Genomic DNA, 25527 nt, shown 5'->3' with positions numbered 1-25527 from the left:
TCTCCCGATCAGCTCGAAGTGAAACTTGTGTAAGGAGAACTGCTTGCTCATTTCTCATCTCCAAGCGGATCGAGCAGGTCTTCGCGCATCCTTGCGGCGAGAATGCAAATGTCGCTGGTGAAATGGTGGAGCTGATCAAGCGTTACAGTGATTGCATTTCCGTTCTGCCGGATCACGATTGCCGAGCCGGCAACCGGGTGAAGCTCAAGCGGGTTGTAGATCATGGGTTTCGCCGGTATCATCTGAATCACCTACATTGCGTTATCGAAGAAGCCGGGCCGTTACCCCGGCTTTTTTGTGCCTACCGCCTGCGGAACGCCTGAAGCGTTCCCGCCATTGACTTGGGCATGGTTCGCTTGGTCAGCTCCTGCTGAATTCCTTGCTTGGCCAGTTCCGCCGGAGTCATCCCCCGCCTCTTCGCCTCGCGAATCAGCAGTTCCAAATCCTCGTCGTCGACCAAGTCCCCAAGCTCCATGCCTACGTTTTCGTTTGGCATATGCCCTCCCGGTCCCTGCGCAGTCCTTGCCGGGTACCTACGCAATTGCTTCAGGCCGCCCGGCTGTCGCTTTTAGAATCACTGGCAAGGCTGAGAAGCCAGGATTTCAAAACCTCACGCGCCAGAACGGCCTTGGGTGTTCTGTGGACGCGAGCAGCACTGCGCAGGAGGTCCTCGAACTCGTCGTCCAGGAGGACCTTTGTCTGGTTCACGTGCTTGTGATTGGGTCGGCTCAGGTCGCCTAGCGACTTGTATCTGTCTGTGCTCATTGGTTTTCCTTACTGCTGGATGGGTTAGGCGGCCATTTCAGGCCATGGAAACGACGGGCAAAGATCGCTTCTGGTGATCTTTCTTTCTGTCAGGGCCTCTATTTGCAGGGCTCTGGCAGCAGGAACCGGCCGCTCTCCAGAGCACCACTGGCTGACTGTTGGAGCTTTCACCTGGAGGCGCCTTGCCAGTTCGGCTTGGCTGCCCAGGATCTGAGCTGCCTTGATGACTGCTTCTGCAGGCGTCATGGGGTTCTCCTAGGGATCTAGATCAAATATAAGGCATTGGCTAATTATATACAAGCCATTGCCTAACCACGATATCGGCGGATTAGATTAGGCAATGCTTACTGGCAAAGAATTGGGCGCAGCAATCGAGGCTGCCCGCCTTGCGAAAGGCGTATCGAAGAAGAAGCTCGCAGACGACTTCGATGTGAAGCCGCCGTCTGTACAGGGCTGGGTGAACTACGGCCGGATAGACAAGGCGAAGCTGATGCAGCTAATCGCCTACTTCTCAAACGTTGTCCCTCCCGAACACTGGGGACTTGATGAGCAGTTGCTTCGCTCGCTGTCAGCATCGGGTGAAGTACTTGAAGAAGAAGTAGAGCATGAGGCTACTGGCCAACCTGCAGCAGACAACCCTAAAGAGGCTGCGGCCGCAGCAGTAATGGCGATGCTCAAGAAGCACAAGAAGGGATTGAGCGCAGAAGCCCAGCAGAAGATCGCCGATGCTGTCGCGGGCTCTCTGGCCGAGTCAGAACCATCTGCCAGTCAGAAAAGTAACGTGATCACCGGTGATTTCTCGCGCGCCGCGAGGGTCGCAGATGGCGACATCCTGATCCCCCAGTACGACATCCGCGCATCAATGGGGCACGGTCAAGTGCCATCCGATTACGTCGAGGCCATCCGCAACGTGGTCATCAGCGAGTCGCTGCTCCAGGACAAGGGCGTCACATATTCGAGCCCGGCTCACCTCGCCGTGATTACCGGCTGGGGCCAGAGCATGGAAGGGACAATCAACGACAAGGACCCTGTCATCGTTGACAGGGGCATCAATGAGTACGTCGGTGACGGGGTCTATGTGATCACGTGGGCTGGCCACCTGTTCATCAAGCGGCTGGAGCTCGCTGGGGAGAACCAGCTTGAGCTGATCTCAGACAACCCAAACCACAAGGACCGGATAGTGCCCATGGCCGACGTGACCATCCACGCCAAGGTTCTGCTGGTCTGGAACGCGCGGAAGCTCTGAGCGCCTGCCCGCCGGGCGGGGTCGGGGGGTGAGCCGCCAGCCCGTCGAGCCATCCTCATAAGGATAAGCAGGTCGTATAGCGAATTTAGTCAGTTTAGTGTTTTTTGCTAAACTCGCTAAATCTACTTGAAATGAGGTACATCATGGACGCCGTTTCAAACCCATATTCACCTGGCGCTGGAACAAAACCTCCGGAGCTTGCTGGGCGCGACGATATCCGTAAGCGAGTAAGCGTTTGCATTGAAAGGCTAAAGCGTGGCCGCCATGATAAAAGCATCCTAATGGTTGGCCTTCGCGGTGTCGGGAAAACAGTTCTCCTTGATCAAATGAGGCAAGATGCAGAAGCAGCTGGGGCCCATACGGTAAGGATTGAAGCGCCAGAGGATCGATCACTGCCCGCCATACTAGCTCCCCAGCTTCGGATTGCCCTGCTTAGGCTCAGCCGAATCGAAAAGGCAAAAGATCACGCGATAAATGCATTGAGAGCGCTTGCTGGTTTTGTTGGGGCTTTAAAAGTAAATTTTGGAGACATAGAAGTAGGAATTGATGCAGAGGCCCTTCCTGGACTAGCAGATAATGGCGACTTAGAGTCTGATCTAGGAGCGCTCCTCGCCGAAGCAGGGACAGCAGCTCAAAAAGCAGAAACAGCGCTGGTCATTTTTATCGATGAAATGCAATACATCGAAGAAACCCAATTTGGAGCCCTAATATCTGCACTCCATCTATGCTCTCAAAAGGGGCTTCCAATATCATTGATCGGCGCTGGATTGCCGCAACTTCTAGCCAGAGCTGGAAACGCAAAATCATATGCGGAGCGCCTCTTTGACTTTCCAATGATTGGCGCGCTTGACTCGAATGCAGCTGCTCGCGCAATAACCAAGCCAGCCCAGGACGAGGGCGTTGTGTATGATGATCAAGCAGTTGCCAAGATAGTTCAGCACACGCACGGATATCCATATTTTCTGCAGGAATGGGGAAAACACTCATGGGACACAGCGCAGGAATCCCCCATAACAAGTGCAGATGTTGATAACGCAACACAAACGGCTTTGGCTGCTCTTGATGAGAGCTTTTTTCGTGTAAGACTTGACCGACTTACTCCATCTGAAAAAAAGTATCTGCGCGCAATGGCAGCCCTTGGCCCAGGCCCTCACCGGTCAGGGGACATAGCAGATCAGCTTGGCACAAAAGTTCAGTCTGTTGCTCCAACTCGGAGCAGCTTGATTAGCAAGGGCATGATTTGGAGCCCTAACCACGGCGATACAGCATTCACAGTTCCGCTATTTGATGAGTTTATGATTCGCATAATGCCTAAAAACTAGTTATCAGCAAATTATCAAGCCCCGCCCCGCGCGGGGCTTTTCGTCTCACCCCTCCGCAGCTTCCTTCAGCCTAGCAAGCAGCCATTCCCTTTCCTGCTTTACGATCCTAGCCTGCACGCGCCGCCGGTACAGGGCCAGGCGATACCTCCGGGCGGCTGGCGTAAGCCAGTCCCAGCCGACGAACAGATCTTCATCATCAACCACGTCATCTGGAACCGGATCTTTCTCGTCTTCCGAACGAGTCGATCCACCGATGTAGAGGCCTATGGCAAGCAGCCCGCACCCGGCTAGAGCAAGGGACAGGATTTCATTGATCGACATTGAGCGCCCTCCTTGGCGTTTAAGATTCCAGAAGGATAGCCAACAGCAATCAACTAGCCAGCATTCCTGGCCGAAGATGCTACCCGCCTCACATGTCGTCAGAACGGGTCCTCGCTGTCGTCGACCACCTCGACCTCCTCCCTATCGTCTACCTGGATATCGTCGTCTGCTGGGCGATCCCACTTTAGCGTCACGCTACCGTCCTCGTTCCTGGCCATCTCCAGCCCATCCGTCTCGGCTAGCAACTCAATTACCCCTTCCCACGCATCATCCGGGTCAGTGTCCAGCCGGTGAATGGTCACTTGGCGCTCAAGCTGCGCCTTCGGCGCGTTGATCATCGCTGATACCCGTAGCCTCAGCCGCTCTAGCGGCGTGATTCCCTGTGGCTTCGTCTGAGCTTTCCGCTTGGCTCTGGCCATATGCCGTCCCTCTTTCTGTATGAACAAACAGTAGCCATTCAACATCAAGAGGTCCAGGGCGTTGTCAGCTTGTCACCTCCCCGACCTTGTAGCGGGCGGGGTTCCTATGCCTATGAGAAAAAAATTAGCCAATGCCTATTTACAACTAATTAGGCATTGGCTTATCTTTTCTCCATCGGCAGCACACAGCGCCGACAGACAAGCCGGACGCGCCGGCTAGCTCGGATGGTGGCGAAGCAGCATCCCCAGCCCCGCGGACCAGGACGCAGAAATTGCCTGGCAACAAACGGGACCGACTGGAAATAACAGATATGCGCCCAGCCGGACGTGGCGCCAGTAACGCCGGCCAGAAAGACCGATTTCCTCGATGCCCTTCTCGCGAGGGGCATCAGGGAAACCAACCGACCAAGGACACCGCATGAAAACCTACACAGCAGCAGACCTCGCCGAGATCATCGAAAAGCATCGGAAATGGCTGGCCTATGAGGAAGGCGGGGCTCGGGCCGACATGAGCGGGGCCTACCTGAGCTTGGCAGACCTGCGCGGGGCCTACCTGCGCGATGCCGACCTGCGCGTGGCCGACATGAGCTTGGCCTACCTGCGCGATGCCGACCTGCGCGGGGCCTACCTGCGCGATGCCGACCTGCGCGGGGCCAACCTGAGCGATGCCAACCTGCGCGGGGCCTACCTGCGCGATGCCGACCTGCGCGGGGCCAACCTGAGCGATGCCAACCTGCGCGGGGCCAACCTGAGCGATGCCAACCTGCGCGGGGCCAACCTGAGCGGTGCATACCTGGCCGAAATTGCCTCGCTCTGGGGAGTTAGCGGCAACGGCGCCGAGATCAAGTCCATCCAGTGCGATCTGTGGCCGGTCACATACACGGCGACGCACATGCAGATCGGGTGCCAGCTACATCGGATTGAGCAATGGTGGGACTTCGGCGACGCGGAAATAGACCGGATGGATTCGCGGGCGTTGGACTGGTGGCAGACCTGGAAGCCGATACTCAAGCAGATCGTCGAGACCTCGCCAGCGGTTCCGGGGGCAGCAAAGAAGCCCGGCGAAGAGCCGGCCGCAGCCTGACAATAATGACGCTGCGCCCTGGAAACGGGGCGCCCACAGGAGAGAGACATGGAACAAGACAAGATGCACGGGGAGTTCGAGGCAGCGTACAGAAAAGCGAGATCCGAACATGGGGATGGATACGACCTGCGGCGCATTGGCGATATATACAAGTGCGAGCACGCGCAATTCGCGTGGGATATTTGGCACGCCGCCATCCACGCCGCCGGCATCCGCACAAAGTAGCAGGATGAATAGAGATGAGCCATTCGAAAACTTCCTACTACAAGGAAGGCCTTTCGTATTCCTTCGACGAGAACGGCATAACAGCTACCCCTGAACAGATCAAGGCAATTGCTGAGGATATAGCCGTGTACGTCGAGAACGAATGCATGGCTTTCTACCGCCCCGGCTGGGGCGAGCAAGCGTCCAGCATAGAAGACGAATGGAAGAAGAGGTACGCGGCGCTGCAGGCAGAGTTCGACGAGTACCGCAGGAGTGCTGAGCTGGCCGTGAAGCGCGCCCTGAAGCAACACAGCGATGCTGTCGTGCAAATTGGGAAGAACGGAGAAGTACACAGGTACGACGGAAGGACAACGCAAATCCAGTAGTGGTCTGGCACCGGTCCGAAGGCCAGACCACTCCACCGATGCAGCTCTACACAGAACACCGTGGCCGTTCGGCATGCGTGAGCGTTAGCGCAGTGTGCTAACCGCTGCAGAGCAGGTGCGCAAACACCCGGCTCAAAGCGCGCTCTCGTTCGAGTAAACGGCAAGCCAGGGTAGCCGTGAATATCGGACGCCTCATGCGTGGCGGCAGTCGCGCCGCTGGCGAGAAAGCGACCGCCTGGTCGGCGTAACCGGCCACCCACCCATCCCGCCCACATCGGAAAGCCACTTCGCCCGAGGCGGCTTCCCCATGCGCGCGCGACACCAAACCCACGACCCAAAAACGAGACCCACATCATGAAAATCATCGACATGCTGCAATCGGCAGGCGTCGCCGCGACCGCGACTCTGCTCATCCTTGCCGCCGGAGCCATGGCCGCTCACGAGGCCCAGGGCGCCGAGCTTCCGGCGCCGGACGTCACCCTGCGGAACGTGCAGATCCTCGACACAGCCCGCGAATCCTGGGCAGTGGCGACCGCTGTAAACAGCAGCGGCATTGTCTTGGAAGAGCCGATCATCATCCTGGAGATGCCAGACGGCACAGAGATACGTCACGTAGGGCCTGCCCGTGTCGAGCCGGGAGACGCCTGGCGCATCGTTGAGCGCATCCACGGCGAGGCCGCTTCAGGGTTTGCGCAGGGCGGGATGAAGTAGAGCTGTTGACGCCGAGTGGATTCCGGGATTACCTTTTCCATGCCGCAGCAAAATCTGCGGCCTGGGATTGGTCTCCCGGAAAGTCAGGCGGGTACAACCGCCGCTTATGAGCGGTTTTTTTGTGCCCGCAGCATGGCTACACCCGTTATGGGCGGGCCGTGTGTGGGGGGCTTCGGCCCCGCCGGGTTCCTGACTCCGGTAGACCAACCCGCACGGTTCCGCTCACCCTGATTGGTCTCGGGGTGGCGGTACTCCAACCAAGTCAGGAGTTCCACCATGCAAGCACTTGCATTCCACAACATTCAATTCGACGTCATCGACCGCGACGGCCAGCCTTGGCTTGGGGTAACCCAGATTGGGTTAGCCCTTGAGTACGCCAACCCAGAGACGGCAATCACCAAGCTGTTCAACCGTAACGCTGACGAGTTCACTGACAAGATGACAGCCCTGATCAACCTGCCCACCAAGGGCGGCGTTCAACAGGTCCGAATCTTCTCCCTGCGCGGCGCCCACCTGCTGGCCATGTTCGCCCGCACAGAGGTCGCCAAGGAGTTCCGCAAGTGGGTGCTCGACGTGCTGGATCGGGAAGTGGCTCAGGAACAACCCCTGCCAGCCCCCTCCCTGACAACTCGCCGCTGGCTGGTCTACTTCGATCACATGGGCCGAGAGCAGATCAAGCCCGTTCCCGAGGATGCCTGTGTTCTCAGCCACCGCGAGTTGATCAAGGCCATGGTTCGTACCCCTGGTGACCTCCCGGTCTCCACCGAAGAGATGTTCGAGTTCGTCGCCGCCGCCATGGCCAACCTCAAGGCCCGCGCCGACTACCAAAGCTCGCGCATCAAGATGGCCCGGAAAGCTGGGCTGAAAATCTAGCACCCCATACCCGAATCCTCTCCATGCCGCCGGCAGCACTGCTGGCGGTGCCGGTCACCCTTTGCCTGGAGGAAAGGCAATGACGAGCATCGTCGAAGCACCTGCAACAATGACCAGCACCGAACTGCTGGAGATCGTCAACGCGGCCCGCAAGGAGTTTGGCGAGCCGACCTTGAGGCCTAATGTTTTCGCCGACAGGATCAAGGCCGAGCTAGACGGGGAGCACTACAAAAGTTTTGTAGTGCAAAATTTGAACAATACCGAGTCCACCGTCTTCGAACTCACCCGCGACCAGTGCATGCTGGTTGCAATGCGCGAGTCGAAGGGGGTTCGCCGAAAGGTCCTGGCAAAGCTGAAGGATGCGGAACAGACTCAACTGAAACCCCCTGTTTCAAGTCCGGCCCGCATTCCAACTCCGATCGAAACCGAGCAGCAACTCGAAGCGCTGAAGCGCGTCATGGGCGACGACGAGTTGAAGAAGGCGGCTCCAGTCGTCTGGCAGCACATCTCCGATGCGATCCAGAACCAGGCGCTTGCATTCCTCGGCATACCGAATGCCCTGCCCTCACATGACAAGCCGAGCCTGCTTGATATCGTCGAGATAGCCAAGCGGAACGGCATCGATATCCCGTCGAACCTGAAAAGCTCGGCTGGGAAGTACGTCAAGGCTCGCGTCGAGCCAGTCGCGGTCGAGCGGATCATCAACGGCAGCATCCGCAACACGTTCGCCTATGCAGATCATGAAGCAGTTGCCCAGGCGCTGAACGAATACCTCGCAAGTCGAACCCGCCACTAAAGGAGGCCACAATGCAAACCCCTGAACAACTCCGGCAGCGGGCTGCTCGCCTGCGCGAAGCCGGCCTGCACGCAGAACGAGACTACGGCTCCGCCGAGATAGCTGAAGCTGAGCGGCTGGAGCGCCAGGCCGACTTGCTTGAGGGCAAGACGGAAGACGAGGCCAAGGGCCTACGCATCCAGCTCAAGTCGAGAGATGAGCGAATCGGTCTCCTCCACGAGTGTATTCGCCGGTATAAGGCGCTGATCGAGAACTTCATCGAGTGCCCGGTCGAAGGGCTATCCAGCACGCAAATAGGCCGCAAGCTCTACGACGTGAAGATCCAGCGGGACCAGCTAGCCGAGGCGATCGCTAAAGCGAACGACCTTGCCGGCCTGGAGCATGCCAAGCGCATCGCCAGGAACATGGGACTTCTCAAGGAGAAAGCAGCATGAACGCCGCACAGTTCGAAGCTGCGAAGGGCAGGGCGGAAGAGACCATCCGCCACTATGTAGGCATGTTCGAGCGTAACGGCAGCGACGGCTGGCCGACCGCAGCATTCTGCGACGGTCTGATCCAGATGGCGGGAGTAACCGGGCATCTGAGCGAGGTCAGTATCAAATACTGGGAGCAGTGTCTGGAGCGGATCAAGGACGCGCACTGGAAGAGTATCAACGTGAAGATCGGCAAGGAGGCGGCATGAGCACACGCGATCCCCGCGCCGCTCTGGCTTGGGTCATGGCCGGTCACTCAGTCCGCATCAATGCACTCAATCTGCGCGACGTGCTCCGGCACGTTGAGGCAATGAGGCGCGCCGCATGAACAGCTACAAACGCGACCGCCGATACGCATTCTGGCGATGGACTGCAATCGTCCTCGTCGCCTGGACCATCTTCATCACCACCGGCGCCCTGACCCTCGCCAAGTAGGCCCTCATGACCACATCACCACGCCTGGCTGCCCAGCTCGACTGGCGCAGCACGGGAGAGTTTCGCCCGGAGAAATTCCAGGGCGAGCAGCGCAAGGAATACGAAGACGAACGCCGCCAGATTGAGCGGAAATGGGACAACCAACCGAGGTAACGCACAATGTTCAAGAAGGCTGAACGCAAGCAGGCAAGGCTACGTCTTGCCCTTGCCGGCCCTTCCGGCTCCGGCAAGACATACTCCGCTCTGCAAATGGCAAAAGGGCTTGGAGGTCGCATCGCGGTCATCGACACAGAGCACGGCAGCGCGTCGCTGTACGCCGACATTGCCGACTTCGACGTCACGGAGCTGCACGCCCCCTACTCGCCCGAGCGCTACATCGAGGCCATCAAGGCTGCCGAGCGAGCCGGCTATGACGTGCTGATCATCGACAGCTACTCGCACGAATGGACCGGCCCAGGCGGCTGTCTGGAGATCAACGATCAGATCGCAAAGGCAAAGTACAAGGGAAACACATGGTCGGCATGGAACGAGACAACGCCACGCCACCGCAGTCTTACCGACAAGATCCTGACTAGTCCGCTGCACATCATCTGCACGATGCGTAGCAAGACGGAAACCGTCCAGGGAGAAGGAAAGAAGATCCTGAAGCTCGGCATGAAAAGCGAACAGCGCGAAGGATGCGAATATGAAATGACCGTGGTTCTCGACCTTGTTCATGACGGCAACATGGCAGTCGCCAGCAAGGACAGAACCAAGCTGTTCAAGCAGCCCGAACTGATCACGCCAGAAACCGGCCAGCGCCTGCTTGCTTGGCTGAATGACGGGCGCAGCCAAGCTACCCAGGCTGATGATGCCGTCGCAGATGCGCTCGACAAGATGCCGCTAGCCGAGACGATGCAGGAGCTGCACGGCCTCTACAGCGCAGCATACAGACAGGCTCAGGGATATCCGGATGCGCTTGCAAAGCTCACCGAAGCCAAGGACAAGCGAAAGACTGAACTGGCTCAGTTGGAGGGCGTTGCATGACCCGAACAACAATCACCTCACTTGTGCGCGGCAAGCACGTAGAGCTACCCATCGATCAGGTCATCTACTTCAAATCAGACTGCAAGTACACCGTCGCTCATCATCCGGGCGGCGAGCTGATACTTGTCGATTCGCTGAAATCGCTTGAGGCCGACCTTGTCGGTCGATTCATCCGCATTCATCGCGGCACGCTTGTCCAGCTCGACCGTATCGTTTCGGTTTCGCGAAACAAGAACGGCAGCGAATTCATCCTGACGATTGCTGGGGCGCCCAAGCCGCTCTCTGTATCACGCAGCAGGATCAGCATAGTCCGCAAGGCGCTTGCCGAGCGGCACACCGCATAACACGCCGCCGGCGCTGACCGGCCTCGGATATCCCCATGCTAATCGACACCTGTGCAATCGCGCAGCGGGATCTCTCGCGCGCTGAAATCGACCAAGCCGTCGCGGCCTTCTTGGCTGGCGGCGGAACTATCACGGAACTGGCATCAGGCACCCCTGCCGGAAATCACCAGCACGCAAGCCAGCAAGGAAGGAGATCAGCGCATGAGCAACGCCATCCAGCTAATCAAATACGCTCAGCAGCTCGCCACAGCAAGCGGCTACCCGCACATCGTCGCGCAAGTGTCCGGCGGCCAGATCATCGTCATGCGGGACGGAAAACTGCGTGGGGCGATATTGCTGGAGAGGTGCAGGCCATGACCGATCTAACCGAAGCCGCTGACGCCCTGCGCCGGCAGCACCCGATCTACCGCAACCGCAACACTGGCGTCACCTGGCAAGTCGAGCAGTCGACCGGCGACACGGTCTGGCTCCGCGACATCGTCGGGCACACGCAGCAGCGCTTGCTCAACGAGCTGGATAACAGCGAGACATGGGAGCGCGTTGCGTAAGGCCTCGCCTCACTGCTTAACCCCCCTATCCCCGCCCCTGCTGCTGCGCGGCATGGGGGCGCCTTGTCAGGAGAAAATCAATGCGCTTATGCGACTCCGTATTCAAGCAGATCACGAACAAAGGCAATGCTGACAATGACTTTATAGAAGTCGGCATGGACATACTGAACGATGAGGCACTTACCCATACGGCCTATGAGGCAATGTTATCGCTGCTGTGCAAGTCGTTCGTCGGAACAGATCGTCGCCATGCCCGAGTAGGCGACATCGGCATGATGTATCTAGATGGCATCTACATGCCAGGCGCAAGCCGGATTGTCTTGCTTGGAGAAGCTCAATGGATCGACCTTGAGCATGGGTACGGAAATCTGTACTTGCCGGAGGATAGAGGCGGTTTTTTCCGCCTGCAAAAGATCGACAAGCTGCCGCGTGGAGTAGTTTGTCCAGTATCCGGTCGGCCTGTGAAGCTCACTAGCGCAACATCAGACGGCGACAAGATGACGTTTGAAAACGATTTTTACCACATCCGCAATGCCGGCCAGGTTGCCTACGCATTCCCCTCTGACATGATTCGAGACGCCCGGTATGCCGCCGGAAAAATCACCCGCGCCGCAGCAATAATTGGGGCCATCGCCGACTCTAGACACCTATGGTCTGCCACAGTCGAAGAGAACTTGATCGGGGCAGGAAATACCCGCTTGCGCATCGGTTTGGAAGCAGAACAAATCAAGTCCGTGCTCTATGCACGCACGCTACCACTGACAGAAAGCGGGCGAAAACGCCCGATCCTCCACCTTGTCCGGGCGCATCAACGCCGAATCAAGGAAGGCGTCGACATTGACATATCTAGGCACATACGCGGCATCGACAACGTATCCATTGACGGCATGACCTTCGCCTTGCGCCCTCCAGCCAAGGACATTGACCTACATCGCCGCTGGATTGAAAAGTGAACCGCCCAATCCTACGAGGGCACCGACGCAGCGGTGATCTGCACCGAATACATGCCGGCTGTGCGGATCGCCGCTCGCGTGGGAAGGGTCGATCATATCCGGCAAACTGAAATGCCCACACTGTGAGGGTTGAGCATGCTAATTGAACAAGAGTGCCTACAGGTAAAACCCGCCGCCGCGCTCAAGGAGCTGCTGTCATGAGTTCCCTGTTGCAGATGCTCGCTTACGAGGAAGGGTTTCGCTCCGAGGCGTACCTCGATAGTCTGGGCTATCCGACCATTGGATACGGGTTCCTGCTGGCCAAGACCAAGTGCACCCCGGCCGAGCTGGCCAAGTACTATGACTTCGTGCTGCCCAAGAATACGGCGCTGGTGTGGCTGGATGGCCTCTCTGACCAGCTAGCGCGTAAGCTTCGCAAAGATGAGCGCTTCGCCCCCGCGTGGAACTCGTGCAATGGCCTACTTCCCAGACCGTTCACGGTAAGCCCCCGGCAGGCAGTGCTGGTCAGCATGGCGTACCAGCTTGGTGTGGAAGGTCTGGCCAAGTTCAAGACCACTCTCAAGTACGCTGCCCACGGGCAGTTCTCCAAGGCGTCTCAAAGCATGTTGAAGTCTCTATGGGCGGAACAGGACCCCGGCCGTGCGCGTCGCCACGCGACCCAGATGGAATCGGGCGCTTGGTACCTTGGATACACGGGGGAATCATGAAATCTGATTGGGTGCCGGTGAGTGAGAGGCTACCAGCGCCAGACGACCCTGTGCTGGCCTATAACGGAAGATGGATTGGTGTCGCGGCTTGGCGCTCCGGGGAGTTCCTGGAAGATATCGAGCGCTGGCAAGACGAGCACCGGGAGATGATCGGGCTTTTGGGGCCGGCAGTAACGCACTGGATGCCTCTACCCCCCGCCCCCGGCGACACCGCAGCGCCGGAGCAGGCCGAGCAGCAGGAGGTGGTGATGGTGTCGCGTGAGCTGCTGGAGCGGCTGGCAAGAACTCACGCGCATGACGATCACTGGGATGCCATAGACGAGCTGCGCGCCATGCTGGCAGGGAGTGACGCATGAAGCTGACAAGGACGCTGGAGGCATGGGCCGCTGTCGATCCGCTCTACATGATGCTGCGTGTTGCAAGCGGTGAGACGAGCAGCACAGCGGCATACAATCTGATGCGCGACGCGATCACCGACATTCGCGCCATGCACGCCGAGGTCGAGCGGCTGCATGTGCGGCTGAAAGAAGCCGGAGACGAACTGAAAGAGCTGAAGGCCTCAGTGCTGGATAGCCGATGACCTGCCAACACGACTGGGTATTCAGCAGCCCCGGCCACATCCGCTGCACGCGCTGCCCGGCAATCGGGCAGCGCTGGCTGAGCAAAGAAGAGCGCGCCGAGTTCAAGCTCGGCCGCTGGATCTACTTCCGCCGGCGGTACGCCCAGGCCAGCTAACCCCTCACCCCATACCCACTTACCAACGCTGCCAACGGGCGGCGCGGAGAGAGTCATGCCTGAAGAAAGGCAGTTCTACATAGTCAGCCTGAAGCACACGCTTCGCCTGCACCGGTACATCACCGTCTGGCGCCCAGACAACGCCGGCTACGCATTTCCGCTGATCTGGGCCGGGAAATATTACGAGCTCGACGTGCGTGCGGAGCTTGATTACTACAACAACGGCTGCAGCACTGTCGCGGTCCCGTGCGATGTGCTGGATCAGATCGCAATTCCTCCCATGCCTGGCGAGATCGACAACGATGTCGGGCCAGTCGTGCCGAATAACGCAGAGAGCTGGCGGCGCATCCTGGCAAACGTCATTTCTGAGCCAGCATACGATCCGCGCCCCGAGTACAAGGGCGCCCGCTACCGCAAAACCGCGTAACCCCAACCACTCACACTCCCCGGCCAAGCGAGCCGGGAGGGAGACTTTTGCCTATGAATACCTTGTTCCTGCTGATGGCCCAGTACAACGGCCAGGCCATCATTCCCCTGGAGCGGGTCTGCGAAGACTACTTCTTTCACCTGACGCCAGAGAAGATGAAGCTCAAGGTTGCGGCCGGCGAGATCGATCTGCCTCTGGTAAAGATGGAAAACAGCCAGAAGTCGGCCAGGGGCGTTCACTTGACCGACCTTGCAGCCTACTTGGACGCACAGCACCTCAAGGCAAAGAGCGAGCACGACAAGCTCATGGGGCGAAATATACGCCGCGCCTCTTGAAGAAAACCCACCGGGCTCCGCCTCAGGAGCCCGCTATTATCCGCTCCAGCCATGGCCAACCCTTGTAGGGATCGCCATTTCCCTTCAGGTGCGTATAGCGCCGCATCGAGTTCCAGTCCCGGTGGCCAGATACACTGGCTACGCGCGGGATATCCCAACCAATTTCAAAAAGCCGACTGATTCCATCATGGCGAAGGTCATGAAAGTGCAAGTCCTCGATGCCAAGGAAAAGGCAGGCGCGCGTGAAGGATGCTGACACGGACTTGGCGTTGTAGGGGAAAATCTCCGGAGCGATCCTTGGCATCGAATGGAGAATTGCCCAGGCCTCGTCAGGAAGATGACACCACACGTCGTTACCGATCTTCTGCCCAGGGTTCTTCATGTCACGGACCAGAACGGCCTGGCGGCGCTCGTCCAGGTCTTCCCAGCGGATACGGGTGATCTCATCCTGGCGGCGCGTTGAGAACAAGGCGAACCCCGTCACCTTTACCATGTCGATCTGCTGCTTGCGACGTGCGCGCATTTCGACATAGTGAGCCAGGATAGAATCAAGCTCATCATGCGTCGGCCGGCGATCCCTTTCCCTGCTGCGAGAAACGGCCCCCATCTTTCGCAAAACACGCCGTGCATCCGGCATTGCCATCGGATCGATTTCATACCCCCAGGCCGGCCTTGCTACAGCGAGAACAGCCCCCAGGTGCGAGAGGTCGTTACCAACGGTCTGCGCTTGAACGCCATCAGTGTGCACCCTGCCGTTTGCGTACTCGACAAGAACCTGGCTGGTAATCGCCTGGTCCTCTACATCTCCAAGCCACGATTCGCTGATCGCCTTGAGCGTTGCGCGTTTCGTCTTTCCAAGCGGCCTGATCTTTTCGTACTCGTCGAGGTATCGATCGATCATCTCCTTGATCGTCACACCATTGCGCTTTGCTTTAGCAATGGCGCCAGGCTCCGCCAGTTCGGTTTCCCGCTTCTTGATCCATGCTTGCGCCGTGCTCTTCCGATCGAAGGTTTGGCTTTCTTGGTAGACTGTGACGCCCTTTTGCATGATGCGGATCTGCGCGGTATACGCGGATGACCCATCCTTGCGCTTGCGGGCTGTAATGGTTCCCATGGTTTTGCTACATCGCCGACCTGTCTTGCTACATTGTAGCAAGGGGATTTCGGAAATAAGCAAAAACGGGTGGAAACAAGATCGAATCAGAGGAAGCGCAAAGACCATGAAACGAGCTGGAGATACAGCTAGCCCAGCAGCTCCGCTATCTAGGAGGTTTTGCGTGGCGCCGATGCTCGATTGGACCGATCGACATTGCCGCTTCTTTCTCAGGCAGTTGTCGTTTCATGCCCTCCTTTATACCGAGATGGTTACCACTGGCGCGCTGCTGCATGGTGATGCCCGGCGTTTTCTGCGCCATGAGCGGATGGAGCATCCCCTCGCCCTGCAACTGGGTGGCAGTGTTCCTGGCGAATTGGCAGCTTGTGGGAGGCTGGCCGAGGAGGCCGGCTACGATGAGATCAACCTGAATGTCGGCTGTCCGAGCGACCGTGTGCAGAACAACCTGATCGGAGCCTGCCTGATGGGTGATCCGGCACGGGTGGCCGATTGCGTGAAAGCGATGCGCGATGCGGTGACCATTCCGGTCACGGTAAAACATCGCATTGGTATCGATGGTCGGGACTCTTATGGCGAACTCCGCGACTTCGTCGGTCAGGTATGCGAAGCCGGTTGCCGGAGCTTCATCGTACACGCCCGCATCGCCATTCTCGCCGGGCTATCGCCCAAGGAGAACCGCGAGATCCCGCCACTGCGCTATGAGATAGTCGCGCAGATCAAGCAGGACTTTCCCGATCTGGAAATCGTCTTGAATGGCGGAATCAAAACCCTGGAAGAATGTCGCCTGCACCTGCGCTCCTTCGACGGAGTGATGATCGGTCGCGAAGCTTATCAAAATCCCTATCTGCTCGCCCAGGTCGACCGCGAGCTGTTCGACAGCCCTCTGCCAGCGCTCAGTAGGCACGAGGCCCTGAAGCGTCTTCGCCCCTACATCCAGCAATATCTGAACGAAGGCGGTGCCCTGCACCATATCACCCGCCATGTGCTGGGCCTGGCACAGGGCTTTCCCGGGGCACGCCGCTTCCGCCAGTTGCTGTCGGTGGACATTCACAAGGCCGACGATCCGCTGGCGTTGTTCGACCGAGCGGTGACGCTGCTCGAAGGACGCTGAGGAGTCGCTTAGGGAACATTGTGCCGTGCCAGGTATCGAAGCGCTGGCCGCTCCACGGTTTTCTGAACAAGCCCCCGAGTTGCCTGTTGAGTGCACCCCGCTGCTCGGGTAAGGTCAGGCAATTGCAAAAAGGACAGAGCTCATGACATCCAAGCTGGAGCAACTCAAGCAATACACCACGGTAGTCGCCGATACCGGCGATCTAGATGCCATCACCCGCCTGCAGCCAGTCGATGCCACCACCAACCCCTCGCTGCTGCTCAAGGCCGCTAGCTTACCCCGCTACGCCGAACTTCTAGAGCATGCGATAACAGGCGGCAGCGGCGACCTAGGATTGGCCTGCGATCGCTTCGCCGTCGCCGTGGGCCAGGAAATTCTTGGGGTCATTCCAGGGCGCATCTCCACCGAGGTGGACGCTCGCCTGTCCTTCGACAGTCAGGCCACCATCGGTCGGGCCGAGCGCCTGATTGGCCTCTACGAGCAGGCCGGCATCACCCGCGAGCGCGTACTGATCAAGATCGCCGCCACCTGGGAAGGTATCCGCGCGGCGGAACGCCTGGAGAAGGCCGGTATCCAGACCAACCTGACTTTGCTGTTCTCTTTCGCCCAGGCCGCAGCCTGTGCCGATGCGGGGGTGTTCCTGATTTCTCCTTTCGTCGGACGCATCTACGACTGGTACAAGAAGGCCGAGGGACGCGATTTCGCCAACGTGGAAGACCCTGGCGTACAGTCGGTCACGCGCATCTACAACTATTACAAAGCCAATGGCTATGACACTGTGGTGATGGGCGCGAGCTTCCGCAACCTGGGGCAGATCGAACAACTGGCCGGCTGTGATCGCCTGACCATCAGCCCCGAACTGCTACAGCAATTGGCCGGAGAACAGGGTTCCCTGGAGCGCAAACTGGCTCCCGGCAGTAGCGGGGAACCCCGTCAGACGCTGGATGAGCCAACTTTCCGTTGGGCTCTCAATGAAGATGCCATGGCTACGGAAAAGCTGGCCGAGGGTATCCGTCTGTTCGCCCATGACCAGATCAAGCTGGAGGCACTGCTGAGCGAGAAGATCTGATGCAGGAGGCGGGACGTCCCCGAGGACCGCTCCGCCCCGGACTTCAGTTACTGGCGCTCGAGAGCGCTGACTAGATCGTGGAAAGCCTCCCGGTTGGACTCGTTCAGCCCCATGAGAATGCGGTGCGCTTCCAGCACCTTAGCCTTGACCACCTCTTCCGACTGGTCCTGGGAAGGTAGCTCGGAAAGACATTCGGGACAGGGAACCGGGCGATCGACGATGTTAAATACCTGATCGAAGCCCATCGACTGCAGCAGGCGGGTGATGTCCGGATGGGTGGTCACCACTGTCGGCAACATGCCGACCTTTTGCCGGGAGAGAATCGAAAGCTTGGCCAGAAGCCCCAAAGTAGTACTGTCGATGCTCTGAGTTTCGGTCAGGTCGATGACAATAGCGGAAAAGTTGAGGGCAGCGAAGATCCGCTCGATAGTGTCATCCAGAGCCGAACACAAGGTCAGCCGGATTTCTCCGACGAACTTGAGGACGAAGGTGCCGCTTTGCTCGGCGAACTGGATTTTCCCAATACTCATGCAAGGTTCCTGTTCAACACCAGCAAGGCGATATCATCCGGCATTTCGCCCAACTGGGCCAATCCCAATACCTGGCGCAATCCATCCAGAGTACCTCCTGCAGCCCTCACGCGGTCCGGCAGGACGGCCTCTCTCTCTTTGAGCGTCTCCCCCGGCAAAAGATCCAGTACCCCATCCGATACCAAGGTCAGGCTGAAGGATGCTGGCAACTGCAACTCGTAATTTTCGTAGTGGGCATCTTGAAACAGGCCGACCGGCAGGCCGCTCCCCTTCAGGTAGGAAGCTTCGCCATCGCTATAAAACACTGGCAACGGCAGATGCCCCCCTACACAGTAGGTTAGCCGATCGGCAGCCAAGTCGATCAGGCCACCAAGCATGGTCACATGCTTGCCCAGCTTGCAATTGATCAAGCCGCGGTTGATGTGAGCAAGCACATCGGAGGGCTTGAAGTCGGGAAAAGCACCATTGCGCCGAAACTCATACAGCAGACGCGTGGTCATGAACTTGAGCAGCACGGTGACGAATGCGGAAGAAGCGCCATGGCCGGAGACATCGGCCAAGTAGAAGCCCAAGCGGCGCTCATCGATCCGAAAATAATCGACGAAATCGCCCGACAAGTAGAGGGAAGGGATGATCTTGTGGGCGAAACACAATCCATCCACTTCCCAAGGCGTTTCCGGCAGCATGTTCAACTGCACTTGGCGCCCGGCATTCTGGTCCTCTTGCAAGAGGCTCAGGCTGGCCTGCAACTCCCGGTTGGCAACCTCCAGCTTTTCCCGATAGCGGCGGTTCTCCACACGCAGACGCGCTCGGTCCAGTGCCCGACGCACCGAATGCTCGAGCACGGCAAGGTCTTCCAGCGGCTTGATCAGGTAGTCGGCCGCACCAAGGCGCAGCGCCTCGACTACATCGCTCATAACTCCCGCACCGGACATGACGATGACAGGGGTTTCGCCCTGCTGCGCGCTCATCCGCCGGATCAGCTCCAGACCATCGATCTGCGGCATGCGCAGGTCGCAGATGACCAAGTCAGGCTCTTCGTTCTCGAAGACCTCGAGCCCTAGCAGGGCGTTACCTGCCTGCAACACCTGGAAACCGCTGTCCTCCAGGTAGGCCGCAAGGCTGGCACGGACGACTTCGTCGTCATCAATTATCAGCAGCTTGGCACTGGAATTGTGCATGAGGTATCCGGGCTGACTGCGCAGGGAGAGGATATACAGCCTGCCCCTGGCCAAAGCACTAATGGTGAGTTCGCATCACGGCGCAGACGGTACTCCCATCTGCCTGGTGATTCAAGCATGCGCTGGTAACCATATTTACGAGCGCAAAATGCATGATGTGTCGCTATAGGGCACCTCTAAAAACCGCCATCCGAATCACGCTGAGCGATGAAATACACTCGTGCTTGCAGCAGAGCTATTCGTCAGGCCGGGCGCACTCACACGGTAAAGCGGCCCGAGGCAGCCCGGCCAGAGGCCTGGATCAGGCCATTTCCAGCAGGCTGCTCATCCGTTTCAGGTTGTACACCGCCGATTTGAGCGTCAGACCAGACTCAGCCCGGGCCAGGCCGATGCCGCGCACGGCCTTGCCGCCCATCCGGGCCAGGCTGGCAAAGACCTGTTCGACCCGGGCTCGGGGACTGGCTATGCGTTTGTTTCGTGCCTTGTCCCGTTCACCGATCGGCTTGCCGGCCTGGCCCTTGCGCTGGATGGACGGCCTCCAGCCGATCAGGTGGAGCCAGCGCTTCCGGGGTCTGGACAGCTTGTAGCGAAGTACGACTTGCCGTGTTTATTCGTCCCGCGCGCCTCGACATCCTTTTGCCGGCGCTTGGCGGGCGACCATTCGACCGGTACGGCCCACTCTTTCACCATGGCCTGCTCATCGGCCGTGTCGTGCTGGATCGGTGCCCGGATAATGCTGGCATCGATGATCTGCCCCTCGCGAGCCCGCAAGCCGTGCTCCTGCAACTGGCGCTGCACCTCGGCAAAGATCCGATGCTCGACGTGGGCCTGTACCAGGCGCTCGCCAAAGACCCAGATCGTGTTGCGATCCGGCACCCGGCCGGCGTTTTCAACCCGGCAAAACGCTGGAAACTCATGCGCTCGAGCAGTTGGAACTCCATTTGCTCGTCGGACAGGTTGAACAACTGCTAAAGCACCAGCAGGCGCGTCATCAGCTCTGTCGGATAAGGCGGCCGAGCGCCCTTGGCGCGGCTGGGGCGAGGCGCTCTGCGTCGATCTCGACTGCCAGGGCGGCAAAGTCCACATGCTTGTCCAGTAGAGCCAGTGGGTCGCCCAGGCTATCGAGCTTGGCTTCACGTTCCTGGTCGGCAAACAGACTGAACATCGGCAAGCTCCGGGGGATCAACAAACCGTCGAATTTACCCTCGGGACGCGAGGGTTTTTAGGGGTGCCTATAAAGGCACGACCGCCGCACTCTGTTCGGCACCCGAAGGCAGGAACCACGACAGGGGGAATGCCAGCCAGAAAGACTGGCATGTAGGACACCGGGACAGATGCCTTAGAAGTCGTCTTCCACTTTGCCGTCCTGCACCTTGAATTCCCGATTCTGCAGGTAGGCGTTGCGAATGAAGGTGTATTTATCGCCAGTGATGAGCTTTTCCGCCGACAGCAGACTAGCACGCGTATCCACGACCTCGATGCCGAACATGATGTTGCGGCTCCGGATATCGTCGTCCATGTATGGATAGGGTTTCGTATAGGCGTCTACGAGCAATCCACCGCCATCACGCACCGTGCTCGGCCCGAAAAACGGCAATACCACATAGGGACCACTCGAGACCCCCCAGGCACCCAGGGTTTGCCCGAAGTCCTCGTCATTACGATCAAGTCCCATTTTGGTGGCTACGTCGAAAAAGCCCAGCACGCCCACGGTGCTGTTGAACAGAAACCTGCTGCTGTCGACGCTCGCATCGTGGAACTTAGCCTGCATCAGGTCGTTGGCCAGATTGCCAACATCGCCGATGTTGCGATAGACGTTATGAACGCCGTCCTCGAGAAATTGCGGGGTAATCGCCTGATAGCCTTTGGCAACCGGCTTCAGAAAATAGGTATCCAGGGTGTCGTTGAAACGGAATATTGCCCTATTGACCCCTTCCCAGGGGTCTTCCTCAGCAACCGCTGCCACTACGGGCAACAGGGTCAGCCCGGCACAGATTAGTGAACGGCCCAATCGTTTGGTCCGGTCGGCGGCAATCACACGCATTGCAGGTACCTCCTCCGCGAAGAATTATTCATATGGTGGCCGAGTATATAGTCTGCTATGCATTCAGGCAGCACCAGAACCGCGATTGTGGATAAAACCAAAGTCATACTAGGTCACAGGCTCTTGCAATCAGGATAACGTCGAAGCGGCCAAGCTGACGCCGGAGCGACGTCAGTCATCCATGTGTCACGTATCGCCACTATTTTTGCTGCGCTGAAGCCAGGCCCCAGCGCCTGGCTACTGGGAAGAAACCGGCTCGACGCAAAGCCTGCCCGATCAGGGGGAAAGAACCATGCATCCCGGAGGCCGAAGCTCCAATTGGCCAGCTCCATATCGACGAAAATAGCAAAAACTTTCCCCCGTTGATCAGGATCAAGCAAGCACTAACGACTTGAACTATTCTCTTTACAAGGAAATTTCATAAAGAGATTTATCATGCCCGAAAATCTGCAGCGACATTTACAGGAGCTACGCGATCAACTGGCGCAGAATCCGTCGGTGAGCGCCGATGAGCACGCCAGGATGTCCTCCCTCATTCAAGAAATCGAACTACAACTGGCCCGTGACGCCGGTGGCGCACCGAGCGACACCCTGGTAGATGGCCTCAACCTGGCCGTGGAACGTTTCGAGGCCGAGCACCCGGCGCTCGCCGTGACTCTGCGCAATATCCTGCAAAGCCTTGCCAACATGGGCATCTGAGCGCCTGCGGCGACCATCGGTTAGAAAGCTCCCGGCCCGACCATACCTGAAAGTCGCATACGCTATTTTTCAACGCCTGATTGTAACCATTACGGCTAAAGCATAAGCTCCTGCATCCATAATAAGCATAAGCTCCAGCAGTAGCGGCAAGGAAGGCTTCCCCTCATGAAAGACATAAGTAGTAGTTGCCCAGACGGACTACCCACCTTTCCTTCTTACTCGCTGCGCCAATACTACTCGCGCATGCTGGCCTATATCTCAGCTGCCGCAAGCATCGCCACAGGTATCTACGTACAGTATTTCAGCTACGACATGCTCTGGCTGATCCCCTATGCCCTGCTCTATCCCCCTCTTGCTCACCACCTCAGTCAGGGTTACCGACTCGACCATCCGCAACAGACCAACCAGGTTCTGCTGTTCTTCGATGCGATCCATGTCGGATCGGCAGCAGCGCTTCTGGGCTTCTCCATAGTACCCAGCCTGATGCTCCTGCTGACGCTTTGCTTCGGCGCCCTCATGACAGGCGGCACACGCAATTTGACACTTGCCATGCTGGTAGCCCTGAGCACGGCACTACTGGCCAACATGCTGCTGGCGCCCGCCTACCTAGGTCCCACGACCGATATCGTCTCCTTCGTGAGTATTGCCCTCACTATGCTGTACGTCTGTATCACCGCCTGCTTCGTCTATCGGCAGAGCCAACGGCTGATTCAGATTCGCGCCGAGATCAAAAAGGAGCAGGAGAAGTCCGCCCAACTGGCCAGCAGCCTGGCCAAATACCTGTCGCCCCAGGTCTGGGAATCGATCTTCACCGGGAAAAAGAGCGTATGCCTGGAAACCCAGCGCAAGAAGCTCACCGTGTTTTTCTCCGATATCAAGGGTTTCACCGAGCTGTCGGAAGAGCTCGAAGCCGAGGCCCTGACCGACCTGCTCAATAATTATTTGAACGAAATGTCGAAGATCGCCTTGAAATATGGCGGCACCATCGATAAGTTCGTTGGCGACTCGATGATGGTGTTCTTCGGCGATCCCACTACCGAAGGTGCGAAGAACGATGCGGTAGCTGCGGTATCCATGGCCATCGCCATGCGCAAGCACATGAAGGTGCTGCGCCAGCAGTGGCGCGCCCAGGGCATTACCAAGCCCCTCGAGATCCGCATGGGCATCAACACCGGCTATTGCACGGTCGGCAACTTCGGTGCCGACACCCGCATGGACTACACCATCATCGGCCGCGAGGTGAATCTAGCCAGTCGTCTGGAAAATGCCTCGGAGGCCGGTGAGATTCTCGTTTCCCACGAAACCTATTCCCTAGTGAAGGATGTGATCATGTGCCACGACAAGGGCCAGATCACGGTGAAGGGCTTCAGCCGGCCGGTACAAATCTATCAAATCGTCGATTTCCGGCGCAACCTGGGCGCTGTTTCCAGCTTCATCGAACACGAGATGCCAGGTTTCTCCATGTATCTGGATACCAACGATATCCAGAATTTCGACAAGGAGCGGGTCATTCTGGCCTTGCGCCAGGCTGCGGAAAAGCTCAGGGACAAAGTGATCGTCTAACAAACTCTGCAAAGCGACGAGCCCCGCCTGGGCGGGGGACATGGCAACCTCATGCAAAGTACGCTAGCCAACGTAACGAGCCTTCCCTGAAGGCCCATCGGGGCGGCCGATTTTCCCCGCCCTGCTCCACCCTCGCAGTAGCATGGGGAGCCGAGCTCGCGAGCACGCGCTTAGTCGGCCAAGGCATCCGCCTGGAACCCCGTGCATACCTGCGCTAAGGGGTATGGCTCGCCATCCAGCAGTACCTGGTGAGCCAGGAATTCGAGTGCCGAGGTGCGCCAGGACTGCCGCCCGGCCAATTCGACACACCGCTCGCGGTCCAGCGCCAACGCAGCCAGACAGGCTCTGCGGAGGTCCTCATCGAGCACACCGCTCACATCCGCCTCCACTACATCCAGCGGACCCGGCACCGGAAACGCCGCTACCGGTGTGCCGCAGGCCAGCGCCTCTAGCATCACCAGACCATAGGTGTCGGTACGCGAAGGGAATACCAGCACGCTGGCCTCGGCATAGGCTGCGGCCAGCTCACGACCATGACGGTAGCCGAGGAAGCGGGCCTCAGGATAACGCGCTTCCAGTTCCCCACGCTGCGGCCCATCGCCGACCACTCGCTTTTCGCCCGGCAGATCAAGAACCAGGAAGGCCTCCAAATTCTTTTCCGGAGCGATCCGCCCGACATAGAGAAAGACCGGCTGCTCCGCCGCCACATTCCGCCCTGGCTGGGGAGAAAACAGACGGGTATCGACCCCCTTGCGCCAGATGACCAACCGCGACAGCCGCCAATCGCTGAACTCATCGCGCAGTCGCGCGGTGCTCACCAACACCGCGCGACTCGGCCGATGAAAGGCACGCAGCAAGGCATAGCCCCAGCTCAGCGGCAACCATGGCCAACGGGTATGCACATAGTCAGGAAAGCGCGTGTGGATGGCCGTGGAAAACGCCATCCCGTGTTTCAGCAGCCAGCGCCGTGCTGCCCAGCCAAGAGGCCCTTCGGTGGCCAAGTGCACACAATCCGGCCGAAACGCCCGGATTGCCGGCCCCACTCGCCAGAGATCCCAGACCAGCGGGATCTCTGGATAGGTAGGACAAGGCCGGGAGCGAAAATCGCCTGGCGACAGCAGCCGTACTTCATGCCCCAGCTCGCGCAACTCGCTGATCAGGTACTGCAGGCTGGTGACCACACCGTTGACTTGCGGCAACCAGGCATCGGTGACGATCAGGAGTCTCATGCGGCCGTCTCGACGACATTCGCCAGCTCGGCTCCCTGACGTATCGGAAACGCCTGCTCTTCGGCCAGACGATAAAGCTCAATGGTGCCATCCCAGTGCTCGATCAGGGCCGTGCAGGACTCCACCCAATCGCCGCAATTGAGATACTCCACCTCCCCTATGCGGCGGATCTCCGCATGGTGGATATGCCCGCAGACCACGCCATTGAAACCACGGCGCAGACATTCGCGGGAGATGGCCTGTTCGAAGTCGCTGATGAAGTTCACCGCCGTCTTCACCTTGTACTTGAGAAAGGCCGACAGCGACCAGTAACCGTAGCCCCAGCGTTCGCGCCAGTGATTGAGCCAGCGATTAAGAATCAGGGTGAAACCGTAGGCCGAGTCTCCGAGGAAGGCCAGCCACCTGTGGCAGCGGGTAACCACATCGAACTGGTCGCCATGGATCACCAGCAACCGCCGACCATCGGCCGTGACGTGCTCGGCCTCGTCGACCAGATGGATATTGCCCAGCATCAGCGCCGAATAGCGCCGCAGGAACTCGTCATGATTGCCAGTAACATAGATCACCGTGGTGCCGCGCTTGCTCATGGTCAGCAGGCGGCGGATGACGTTGGTATGGGCCTGCGGCCAATAGACGCCACTGCGCAACCGCCAGCCGTCGATAATGTCGCCGACCAGGTACAAGGTATCGGCGTGATAGCGTTTGAGAAAACTTGCTAGGTACTCGGCTTTGCAGTCCCGCGTACCAAGGTGCACATCGGAAATCCAGAGGGTGCGGACAGATTGCTTGTCGGTCTGCTGAAAGAGGTGGGCGCTACTCATCGGCAATCTCCGGCGGGGTTTAACCGATCTTCCACACCGGGAATGAAGAGGTCGTG

General features: G+C 58.6%; 38 protein-coding genes and 2 pseudogenes. 27 read left to right on the top strand and 13 right to left on the bottom strand.

Going from position 1 to position 25527, the window contains the following annotated elements; genetic code table 11:
* Positions 1–47 precede the first annotated feature (47 nt).
* From ACGI6K_RS07730 to ACGI6K_RS07715, 4 genes are all read right to left on the bottom strand, one after another.
* Positions 48–224: a hypothetical protein gene (locus ACGI6K_RS07730; RefSeq protein ID WP_394543702.1), complete on the bottom strand. Its 177-nt coding sequence runs from the start codon at positions 222–224 to the stop codon at positions 48–50.
* A gap of 77 nt (positions 225–301) precedes the next feature.
* Positions 302–496: a hypothetical protein gene (locus tag ACGI6K_RS07725; RefSeq protein WP_394543700.1), complete on the bottom strand. Its 195-nt coding sequence runs from the start codon at positions 494–496 to the stop codon at positions 302–304.
* Between the two features lie 50 nt (positions 497–546).
* Complete coding sequence (locus ACGI6K_RS07720; RefSeq protein ID WP_394543698.1) at positions 547–765, bottom strand: hypothetical protein; 219 nt, start codon at positions 763–765, stop codon at positions 547–549.
* Between the two features lie 24 nt (positions 766–789).
* Positions 790–1011: a transcriptional regulator gene (locus ACGI6K_RS07715; RefSeq protein ID WP_376942219.1), complete on the bottom strand. Its 222-nt coding sequence runs from the start codon at positions 1009–1011 to the stop codon at positions 790–792.
* A gap of 94 nt (positions 1012–1105) precedes the next feature.
* Here ACGI6K_RS07715 and ACGI6K_RS07710 point away from each other — a divergent pair, with 94 nt between their 5' ends.
* Together ACGI6K_RS07710 and ACGI6K_RS07705 are read left to right on the top strand one after the other, a co-directional pair.
* Entirely contained in the window at positions 1106–2011 is a 906-nt protein-coding gene (locus ACGI6K_RS07710; RefSeq protein ID WP_376942217.1) for a S24 family peptidase, read from the top strand.
* A 143-nt stretch (positions 2012–2154) separates the two neighbouring features.
* The gene (locus tag ACGI6K_RS07705) at positions 2155–3333 is read left to right on the top strand and encodes an ATP-binding protein (protein WP_376942215.1); all 1179 of its coding nucleotides are present in this window, start codon (positions 2155–2157) and stop codon (positions 3331–3333) included.
* A 45-nt stretch (positions 3334–3378) separates the two neighbouring features.
* Here ACGI6K_RS07705 and ACGI6K_RS07700 read toward each other — a convergent pair whose 3' ends face one another.
* Both ACGI6K_RS07700 and ACGI6K_RS07695 read right to left on the bottom strand, forming a co-directional pair.
* On the bottom strand, positions 3379–3654 hold the full coding sequence (locus ACGI6K_RS07700; protein ID WP_376942213.1) for a hypothetical protein: 276 nt from the start codon (positions 3652–3654) through the stop codon (positions 3379–3381).
* A gap of 98 nt (positions 3655–3752) precedes the next feature.
* Entirely contained in the window at positions 3753–4073 is a 321-nt protein-coding gene (locus ACGI6K_RS07695) for a DUF1654 domain-containing protein (protein WP_376942211.1), read from the bottom strand.
* Positions 4074–4491: 418 nt separating this feature from the next.
* Between ACGI6K_RS07695 and ACGI6K_RS07690 the strand changes: the two genes are divergently transcribed.
* The 21 genes and pseudogenes from ACGI6K_RS07690 to ACGI6K_RS07590 all read left to right on the top strand — a co-directional run bounded on the left by ACGI6K_RS07690 (position 4492) and on the right by ACGI6K_RS07590 (position 14110).
* The gene (locus ACGI6K_RS07690) at positions 4492–5157 is read left to right on the top strand and encodes a pentapeptide repeat-containing protein (RefSeq protein WP_394543695.1); all 666 of its coding nucleotides are present in this window, start codon (positions 4492–4494) and stop codon (positions 5155–5157) included.
* Positions 5158–5205: 48 nt separating this feature from the next.
* Positions 5206–5382: a hypothetical protein gene (locus tag ACGI6K_RS07685; RefSeq protein ID WP_376949697.1), complete on the top strand. Its 177-nt coding sequence runs from the start codon at positions 5206–5208 to the stop codon at positions 5380–5382.
* 14 nt (positions 5383–5396) lie between these two features.
* Positions 5397–5747 carry a hypothetical protein gene (locus tag ACGI6K_RS07680; RefSeq protein ID WP_377968450.1) on the top strand — a complete coding sequence of 117 codons (351 nt, stop codon included), beginning with the start codon at positions 5397–5399 and terminating at the stop codon, positions 5745–5747.
* Positions 5748–6101: 354 nt separating this feature from the next.
* Entirely contained in the window at positions 6102–6458 is a 357-nt protein-coding gene (locus ACGI6K_RS07675; protein ID WP_394543693.1) for a hypothetical protein, read from the top strand.
* Positions 6459–6734: 276 nt separating this feature from the next.
* Entirely contained in the window at positions 6735–7331 is a 597-nt protein-coding gene (locus ACGI6K_RS07670) for a BRO-N domain-containing protein (protein WP_394543691.1), read from the top strand.
* Between the two features lie 79 nt (positions 7332–7410).
* Positions 7411–8127 (top strand): hypothetical protein, encoded by a 717-nt coding sequence (locus ACGI6K_RS07665; protein WP_394543689.1) that lies wholly within the window; start codon positions 7411–7413, stop codon positions 8125–8127.
* Positions 8128–8138: 11 nt separating this feature from the next.
* On the top strand, positions 8139–8561 hold the full coding sequence (locus tag ACGI6K_RS07660; RefSeq protein ID WP_394543687.1) for a hypothetical protein: 423 nt from the start codon (positions 8139–8141) through the stop codon (positions 8559–8561).
* The gene (locus ACGI6K_RS07655; protein WP_394543685.1) at positions 8558–8809 is read left to right on the top strand and encodes a hypothetical protein; all 252 of its coding nucleotides are present in this window, start codon (positions 8558–8560) and stop codon (positions 8807–8809) included. The genes ACGI6K_RS07660 and ACGI6K_RS07655 overlap by 4 nt, the downstream gene beginning before the upstream one ends.
* 232 nt (positions 8810–9041) lie before the next feature.
* On the top strand, positions 9042–9188 hold the full coding sequence (locus ACGI6K_RS07650) for a hypothetical protein (protein ID WP_394543683.1): 147 nt from the start codon (positions 9042–9044) through the stop codon (positions 9186–9188).
* Positions 9189–9194: 6 nt separating this feature from the next.
* Positions 9195–10061: an ATP-binding protein gene (locus tag ACGI6K_RS07645; protein WP_394543681.1), complete on the top strand. Its 867-nt coding sequence runs from the start codon at positions 9195–9197 to the stop codon at positions 10059–10061.
* A complete protein-coding gene (locus ACGI6K_RS07640; protein WP_394543679.1) occupies positions 10058–10405 on the top strand; it encodes a LytR/AlgR family response regulator transcription factor in 348 nt (115 codons plus the stop codon). The genes ACGI6K_RS07645 and ACGI6K_RS07640 overlap by 4 nt, the downstream gene beginning before the upstream one ends.
* 35 nt (positions 10406–10440) lie before the next feature.
* A pseudogene (locus ACGI6K_RS07635) lies at positions 10441–10545 on the top strand (hypothetical protein); the annotation flags it as partial.
* Positions 10546–10606: 61 nt separating this feature from the next.
* Complete coding sequence (locus ACGI6K_RS07630; protein WP_394544000.1) at positions 10607–10762, top strand: hypothetical protein; 156 nt, start codon at positions 10607–10609, stop codon at positions 10760–10762.
* Positions 10759–10953, top strand: coding sequence for a hypothetical protein (locus ACGI6K_RS07625; RefSeq protein WP_394543998.1), 195 nt, complete (start codon positions 10759–10761; stop codon positions 10951–10953). Before ACGI6K_RS07630 ends, ACGI6K_RS07625 begins: the two co-directional genes overlap by 4 nt.
* Positions 10954–11033: 80 nt before the next feature.
* Positions 11034–11906, top strand: coding sequence for a hypothetical protein (locus ACGI6K_RS07620; protein ID WP_394543677.1), 873 nt, complete (start codon positions 11034–11036; stop codon positions 11904–11906).
* A 197-nt stretch (positions 11907–12103) separates the two neighbouring features.
* A complete protein-coding gene (locus ACGI6K_RS07615) occupies positions 12104–12613 on the top strand; it encodes a glycoside hydrolase family protein (protein ID WP_376944949.1) in 510 nt (169 codons plus the stop codon).
* Entirely contained in the window at positions 12523–12969 is a 447-nt protein-coding gene (locus ACGI6K_RS07610) for a DUF551 domain-containing protein (RefSeq protein WP_435576108.1), read from the top strand. The genes ACGI6K_RS07615 and ACGI6K_RS07610 overlap by 91 nt, the downstream gene beginning before the upstream one ends.
* The gene (locus ACGI6K_RS07605) at positions 12966–13193 is read left to right on the top strand and encodes a hypothetical protein (protein WP_376944945.1); all 228 of its coding nucleotides are present in this window, start codon (positions 12966–12968) and stop codon (positions 13191–13193) included. The genes ACGI6K_RS07610 and ACGI6K_RS07605 overlap by 4 nt, the downstream gene beginning before the upstream one ends.
* Complete coding sequence (locus ACGI6K_RS07600) at positions 13190–13348, top strand: hypothetical protein (protein ID WP_376944943.1); 159 nt, start codon at positions 13190–13192, stop codon at positions 13346–13348. The genes ACGI6K_RS07605 and ACGI6K_RS07600 overlap by 4 nt, the downstream gene beginning before the upstream one ends.
* 55 nt (positions 13349–13403) lie before the next feature.
* Complete coding sequence (locus ACGI6K_RS07595; protein WP_377968444.1) at positions 13404–13775, top strand: hypothetical protein; 372 nt, start codon at positions 13404–13406, stop codon at positions 13773–13775.
* 53 nt (positions 13776–13828) lie between these two features.
* On the top strand, positions 13829–14110 hold the full coding sequence (locus ACGI6K_RS07590) for a pyocin activator PrtN family protein (protein WP_376946869.1): 282 nt from the start codon (positions 13829–13831) through the stop codon (positions 14108–14110).
* A 22-nt stretch (positions 14111–14132) separates the two neighbouring features.
* On the opposite strand, the gene ACGI6K_RS07585 is transcribed toward ACGI6K_RS07590, so the two are convergent.
* Positions 14133–15224: a site-specific integrase gene (locus ACGI6K_RS07585; protein WP_376946867.1), complete on the bottom strand. Its 1092-nt coding sequence runs from the start codon at positions 15222–15224 to the stop codon at positions 14133–14135.
* Between the two features lie 106 nt (positions 15225–15330).
* On the opposite strand from ACGI6K_RS07585, the gene dusA reads away from it, so the two are divergent.
* A complete protein-coding gene (gene dusA / locus ACGI6K_RS07580) occupies positions 15331–16335 on the top strand; it encodes a tRNA dihydrouridine(20/20a) synthase DusA (protein ID WP_376946865.1) in 1005 nt (334 codons plus the stop codon).
* A 142-nt stretch (positions 16336–16477) separates the two neighbouring features.
* Positions 16478–17404 carry a transaldolase gene (gene tal, locus ACGI6K_RS07575; RefSeq protein WP_376946863.1) on the top strand — a complete coding sequence of 309 codons (927 nt, stop codon included), beginning with the start codon at positions 16478–16480 and terminating at the stop codon, positions 17402–17404.
* Positions 17405–17451: 47 nt separating this feature from the next.
* Here tal and rssC read toward each other — a convergent pair whose 3' ends face one another.
* The 4 genes and pseudogenes from rssC to ACGI6K_RS07555 all read right to left on the bottom strand — a co-directional run bounded on the left by rssC (position 17452) and on the right by ACGI6K_RS07555 (position 21159).
* Positions 17452–17934: an anti-sigma factor antagonist RssC gene (gene rssC, locus ACGI6K_RS07570; protein WP_012701812.1), complete on the bottom strand. Its 483-nt coding sequence runs from the start codon at positions 17932–17934 to the stop codon at positions 17452–17454.
* The gene (gene rssB / locus ACGI6K_RS07565) at positions 17931–19115 is read right to left on the bottom strand and encodes a two-component system response regulator RssB (RefSeq protein ID WP_376946860.1); all 1185 of its coding nucleotides are present in this window, start codon (positions 19113–19115) and stop codon (positions 17931–17933) included. Before rssB ends, rssC begins: the two co-directional genes overlap by 4 nt.
* Positions 19116–19416: 301 nt before the next feature.
* A pseudogene (locus ACGI6K_RS07560) lies at positions 19417–20301 on the bottom strand (IS5 family transposase).
* A gap of 153 nt (positions 20302–20454) precedes the next feature.
* Complete coding sequence (locus ACGI6K_RS07555) at positions 20455–21159, bottom strand: MlaA family lipoprotein (RefSeq protein WP_376946858.1); 705 nt, start codon at positions 21157–21159, stop codon at positions 20455–20457.
* Between the two features lie 435 nt (positions 21160–21594).
* On the opposite strand from ACGI6K_RS07555, the gene ACGI6K_RS07550 reads away from it, so the two are divergent.
* Both ACGI6K_RS07550 and ACGI6K_RS07545 read left to right on the top strand, forming a co-directional pair.
* Positions 21595–21858: a DUF4404 family protein gene (locus tag ACGI6K_RS07550; protein WP_376946856.1), complete on the top strand. Its 264-nt coding sequence runs from the start codon at positions 21595–21597 to the stop codon at positions 21856–21858.
* Between the two features lie 165 nt (positions 21859–22023).
* Positions 22024–23421 (top strand): adenylate/guanylate cyclase domain-containing protein, encoded by a 1398-nt coding sequence (locus tag ACGI6K_RS07545; RefSeq protein ID WP_376946854.1) that lies wholly within the window; start codon positions 22024–22026, stop codon positions 23419–23421.
* Positions 23422–23591: 170 nt separating this feature from the next.
* Here ACGI6K_RS07545 and ACGI6K_RS07540 read toward each other — a convergent pair whose 3' ends face one another.
* Together ACGI6K_RS07540 and ACGI6K_RS07535 are read right to left on the bottom strand one after the other, a co-directional pair.
* Positions 23592–24650, bottom strand: coding sequence for a glycosyltransferase family 4 protein (locus ACGI6K_RS07540; RefSeq protein WP_376946852.1), 1059 nt, complete (start codon positions 24648–24650; stop codon positions 23592–23594).
* Positions 24647–25471: a UDP-2,3-diacylglucosamine diphosphatase gene (locus ACGI6K_RS07535; protein WP_376946850.1), complete on the bottom strand. Its 825-nt coding sequence runs from the start codon at positions 25469–25471 to the stop codon at positions 24647–24649. The genes ACGI6K_RS07540 and ACGI6K_RS07535 overlap by 4 nt, the downstream gene beginning before the upstream one ends.
* Positions 25472–25527 lie beyond the last annotated feature (56 nt).

Source organism: Azorhizophilus paspali (assembly GCF_043587585.2).
GTDB classification, from domain to species: domain Bacteria; phylum Pseudomonadota; class Gammaproteobacteria; order Pseudomonadales; family Pseudomonadaceae; genus Azotobacter; species Azotobacter paspali.
The sequence above is the reverse complement of the archived record's forward strand: the minus strand, read 5'-3'. Positions and strand labels throughout refer to the sequence as shown.